At 56.7% G+C, this 5,453-nt stretch carries 5 protein-coding genes; all 5 read right to left on the reverse strand.

What is annotated here, in order from left to right; all coding sequences use genetic code 11:
* Positions 1-556 precede the first annotated feature (556 nt).
* Positions 557-2,491 carry a response regulator gene (locus tag ABYV26_RS19725; RefSeq protein ID WP_372683069.1) on the reverse strand — a complete coding sequence of 645 codons (1,935 nt, stop codon included), beginning with the start codon at positions 2,489-2,491 and terminating at the stop codon, positions 557-559.
* Between the two features lie 2 nt (positions 2,492-2,493).
* Entirely contained in the window at positions 2,494-2,916 is a 423-nt protein-coding gene (locus ABYV26_RS19730; RefSeq protein ID WP_372683070.1) for a response regulator, read from the reverse strand.
* Positions 2,909-3,832, reverse strand: coding sequence for a universal stress protein (locus ABYV26_RS19735; protein WP_372683071.1), 924 nt, complete (start codon positions 3,830-3,832; stop codon positions 2,909-2,911). The genes ABYV26_RS19730 and ABYV26_RS19735 overlap by 8 nt, the downstream gene beginning before the upstream one ends.
* A 141-nt stretch (positions 3,833-3,973) precedes the next feature.
* The gene (locus ABYV26_RS19740; protein WP_372683072.1) at positions 3,974-4,522 is read right to left on the reverse strand and encodes a hypothetical protein; all 549 of its coding nucleotides are present in this window, start codon (positions 4,520-4,522) and stop codon (positions 3,974-3,976) included.
* Positions 4,523-4,534: 12 nt separating this feature from the next.
* On the reverse strand, positions 4,535-5,453 hold a 919-nt coding region (locus tag ABYV26_RS19745; RefSeq protein WP_372683073.1), incomplete at its 5' end, for a (Fe-S)-binding protein.

The following is a 5,453-nucleotide window of genomic DNA, read 5'->3' on the forward strand; positions in this document are numbered from 1 at the left end:
CTTGATTGCATGCTGCCACAATGTAGTAGGGAAAAATATTGCATAGTGTGGTGACTGTTACACAAAAAGTCTGTAAAAATTATTACATGAAGTCTTTATTATGATTCATAAACGAATCTCACCGCAAGAAATTATGGGTAAATTCCAAACTGTTTACGCAATTCTCTTCAACACCTTTTCAATCATCCATTACTTCCTTACTGGGTTAAACTTAATTTCATTCAGTGGGTGCTAATGTATTGGGAGTACCTTGCGCCAGCGGGCTCTGTCAAATGGTGGGATAAATGGGTTGCGGATCGGCGCCCGAATTTTAAGGATACTTACAGATAAGTACATGTAATCAAACTGAAATGATGGCCTTCGACACTGGAACTTTCTCATCACCAGGCATACATACCCGCTTTTTAACGTCCGAAGTCACAGTGGCTGCGTAGCTTCGAGCAACCAGTCTTCAAACCATAGATACAAATGACAGGGCTCCCCATCCGGAGCAATTGAATATCTCGTTTCCTCCGATTCATTTCCGGGAGAAGGCCATCGCATCCAAAAAAGGCATCTATGTCGTTTGGTGGAGAGGGTCGGTGACTGAAGCTTTCTTGGGGATTTTAATCGAAAAGCGGGATCCCGTGTCCGGTTTTGATTGAAGCGAAATTCCGCCGCCGTGCTGGCTGAGAATCCGGTTGGAGATAAACAGCCCCAGTCCGGTTCCGCGTTCGCCCTTGGAGGAGAAAAAGGGGGTGAAGACATTGGCGCGGGTCGCTTCATCCATGCCGATGCCGTTGTCCGACACATTCAGATAGACGTAGCCGGCATCCTGGGTGACCTCGAAGCAGATTTCATGGGGCCGGCCCGACCGGTCCGACCGGCAGGCTTCCACGGCATTTTCGATGATATTGGTCAGGGCGCTGCGAACGATGCCTGCATCCACCTCGAAGCGGCCGATGGCGGGGTCGAAACGGTGGGTCAGGGTGATGTCCTGTCCCTTTATCTTGGGTCCCACGGTATTGAGTACCTCCTCGGCAAAACCGAGGACGTCCACCGTTTCCCATTTCAGGTCTTTTTCTTTGGCATAGTAGAGGATGTCCAGCACCATGTCGCGGATGCGTCCGACCATGAAGCGTACGATATCCCATCCTTCGCGGATCTGCTCTTGATTTACCTTTTTGAATCCGGAATCCAGTAGATACATGCCGCCGTCCAGGCCGGTGAGCAGCCCCTTGATGCCGTGGGAAACCGAACCGATCATCAAGCCCAACGAGGCCAGCTGGTCTTCGAGCCGGCGGGTGCGGGTGATGTTGGTGGACATTTCCATGACGTGGGTGATCTTGCCGTCCAGGTCGCGGATGGGCGCGGTCTGGATGAGCACTCGGTAGGTCTCCCCGCGTTTCGAGGTCACCTCCATTTCGCACTGGTGGGAGCCGCCGTCGGCAAAGGTTTTGGCCACCGGGCAGTCGGGGCAGGTCTCGTCACGGTCCTTGTAGATTTTGTGACAGGATGTCTCGATGGCCAGGTCGAAGTCTTCCTGAAATCGGCGGTTGGCCGCCTGGATAGTCATGTCGGGTGCCTGCACCGTAATGTAGCAGGGTGCTTCGTCGAAGAGCTGTTGGTAGCGCTGCTGGGTGGCCTGCAGCCGTTCCTGCAGCCGCCGGACCTCGCCGATGTCCGCCCCGATCTCCACCACCAGTTCCACATCGCCCTGGCTGTCGCGGATGGGAGCGGTGTGGACCATCACTGGACCGCGGGTACCGTCGGCATATACCACCGTGACCCGGCGGCGTATGCCCGTGCCGCTGGCAAACGTCTCTTTTACCGGCGAGGTCTCCATACTTTCCGGTGGATAGGCCGCTCCGCTGGCCTGCCCGACATGGTCCCCCAACCGCTCCCGGTAGAGCGGATTGATGGCGATGATCTCCTGGCGACGGTTGTGGATGGCGACGAAGCAGGGAAGTTCGTTGAAACAGTTGATGCCCGCATCCAGATCCCCGGCTATGCCGCGAAGTGCCGAAGACAGGCCTTCCACGGCCTGGCCCACGGCCGCCAGCCGTTCGGTTTTCATCAGCCGGGCGGTCTGCTCACGTACCAGGTTCTCCAGATTCTCGGTGTAGGCCCGCAGCTGCGTGCGCATGCTGATGCGGTCGTTGGCCCGTTTCAGGGCAATGTCCAAGACATCGTCGTTGATGGGTTTGGTGATGAAATCGGTGGCTTCCAGCTTCAGGCACTTGATGGCCAGATCCATGTCCCCGTGGCCGGTGAGCATGATCACTTCTGTGTCCGGGCTTTCCGCTTTGATCTGCTGCAGCAGGTCGATGCCGTCCATGACGGGCATTTTGATGTCGGTGAGAACAATGGGGGGGCTGTGCTGCCGGAAAACCGCCAACGCCTCCTTGCCGTTGTTCGCGGTGAACACCTGGTAGCCGAGGTCCATGAGGGAGATGCCCAGGACTTTCCGGATGCCTTCCTCATCATCGACCAGCAGGATTTTCTCTTCCATTTCTACCCTTTTCGTAAAGCAATCAGCCCAACGGCCGTGTCCAGCAGGTGCTGGGCATCGGGCGGTTTTTCCAGGTAAGCGTCCGGATCGGGAAGCGGCTCGGCCAGTTTGATGTTGAGCATTTTCAGGTAGTGTTGAAAAGACCGCTGCCCCACGGCCGACAGCATGATGACGGGAATGTCCTTGAGCAGGCGGTCCGTTTTGAGGTTTTTGTACATGAGCGCGCCGCCCGTGCCCGGCATCATCACATCCAGAACGATCAGGTCGGGGGCGATCTCCCGGGCTTTGGCCAGGCCGGCCGATCCGTCCCGACAGGTCTCGGTTCGGTACCCGCTGGTTTTGAACAGGGCGGAAATGAACACTCGCATGTCCATGGCATCGTCGACGATAAGAATGGTCCCCTTGGTCGAATCCGCTTTATGCATCCGTAGCCTTGTCCGGATGATTGACACTGGCTACCGGACAGGAGGATCGCAGCACCACCTGTTCGACGGTGGAGCCCAGCAGGGCCAGTTCAGGATCAATCTCCCGGGTATGGTGGGCCATGACGATCAGGTCGGCCTGTTTTTCCCGGGCGAATTTGAGAATTTCAACGTAGGGCGTTCCCTCCCGGATGCCGATTTCATAGTTGTCGAAGCCTTTGAGTTGGGAGAGGTACGTGGTGTCGATCTTTTGCCGGGCCGCCTCGATGCGCGCTTCGATTTCCGTCTGGCCCTTTACTTTCCCCGGTTCGGAGGCATTGATGTCCACGGCATGAAAAATGTGCAGTCGCGCGTTGACTTCCCTAGCCAACCGAGCGGCCCACAGAAAGGAACTGGTGGCCGGTTTGGAAAAATCGGTACCCACGACGATGTTGGAAAAAAGTTTCCAACAGGTGGTGCAGGGACGGCTGATGATGACCACCGCACAGCGGGCGCTCTTGGCCACTTTCTGCATGGTGCTGCCCACCACGCTGCGATAACGGGCGGCCCCGATGTCTTCGTCCCGGGTGTGGGCGCCCATGATGATCAGGTCCACGTCTTCGGCGCGGGCTTTTCGCAGGATTTCCCGGTGGGGAACACCGATGACCGCTTCTAATGTGGCGTTGTCGCTGTCTTTGAGAAGATCGGCGTAGGTATTCTTCATCTCCTCCTTCACCCAGTCCACGTAGTCCGGGTCGATCTGCTGGTCTTCTCCTGTGCGGACGTCGGTGACAAAGGAGCTGAATCCACGCGAGGGGACACCGAGGACGTGAAAAACGCAGAGCTTGGCATCCCATTTCATCTCCAGGTCGAAGGCCACCTTGGCTGCGTTGTCGCAGGCCGGTGACGCCGTGGTTGCAAACAGGATTTTTTTAAACATGTGCAATCTCCTTATCTATTGTCCATCCAGAAACGGCATCTTTCACCCGATTTCCTCGTTGGGCGGTGAATTCGAATCCTCAAAATATTTCGTATATTCCTCCGGTTCGAATCCACCGTCCGCCTCGAACGCGGGAGCAATCTATCGTTTCTGATTGGACAATATCCGGCATTCCCTGGGCGTTCCGTGAAATCCGAGTTCCCAGCCGATGCCTTCAACCAATTCAAAAAGGGTGAACACGGTATCGAATTCGAAGACATCGACCTGGTCTCCGAATATGACATGCTTCAGCTTGCCCAGGCGGACTTCCGTGTCCAGCAGCAGATCCACTTGGAAATCCTTGATCTGGACCGATTTCCCGCCGCACCATCCGGTAAAGCGCCGGTAGATGTCAAGGCGCGGTTCACCGGGAAAACCGACCATTTCTACGGTCTTTTCAAGAACCAGCCAGTCGATGCCGCCGACCCGGCAGCCGTCTTCAGGCCCCCGATGAAATTGATCCAACAGGTCGGGGAAGAAGGCGTTCAGGTGAACCAGGGTTTCATAGACATCCAGCATCCTGAAAAAGCTGCGCAGGGTATACCCCGGCGCCAGTTCCACCTGGCGCGCCAGGCGCGACAGCAATGCGGCCTGATCCCCCTTGCGAATTTGATCGATGGTGCCATCAGTGTTTAGGCGGACGTTGTCCATTATCGGCCTTCGTTATTCGTCCTTAGGCTTCAAGTGTTCCGGGACCTCCACCATGCTCAGGAGCAGCGGCTTGAGAAAGGACCAGCGGATCCCGATCTTGTAAACTTCCTCCAGGTCACGAATGGCATCCCAGCAGTTATGACAGGGCGCCACCACCAGTTTGGCGCCGGTGGCCAGGATCTGGTCCCGTTTGACCTTCAATCCGATGTTGCGTGCCTGGCGGTAGAGCCCTATCCCGTTGAGCCCGCCGCCGCCGCCGCAGCAGAAGTTGTGCTCCTTGCAGGGCCGCATCTCCCGGAAGTCTTCGGCAATGTAACTCATGATCTCCCGGGCGCAGTCTCCCAGACCGGCGTTTCTTACGTAGTTGCACGAATCCTGGTAGGTCACCGGTTCCTTGATCCGTTTGGCCGGGTCTATCTTCAATTTCCCGGTGCGCAGGGCTTCTGCCACCCACTCCACATAGTGGAAGCTCTCAACCGGCGTTTTTCCCGACTTGAGTCCCGCCCAGTAGGGCCCCTCCAACACCGTCGCCCGGTAGGCGTGGCCACATTCGGTGACTACCATGCGCTTGGGTTTGAGCCGGTCCATGGCGGCATAAACGCTCTCTACCTGGATCTTGCAGGCCCCCCAGTCCCCGGCAAACATGGCCAGGCTGGTTTCCTCCCATCCTTTGCTGGGAACCGTCCAGTTTTCGCCGGCAAGGTGAAAAAGAATCGCCGCTTCGGCCAGGTCCTCCGGATAATGCTTGGGCTCCCGGGCGTTGACCGTGTAGATGATATCCGCATTTTCCTTGTCTACAGGAATCTCAAGCCCCGGCCAGTCCTCTTCATATTCCTCGGCCATCCACTCGCAGGTGTCCACCCAGTCTTCCGTGGTGATATCCATCTGGGCATTGTAGATGCGGTGCATGCCCGACCCGATCTTCAGTTCC

Origin of the sequence: Desulfosarcina sp. (assembly GCF_041551955.1) — a bacterium.
In the GTDB taxonomy this organism is placed as follows: domain Bacteria; phylum Desulfobacterota; class Desulfobacteria; order Desulfobacterales; family Desulfosarcinaceae; genus Desulfosarcina.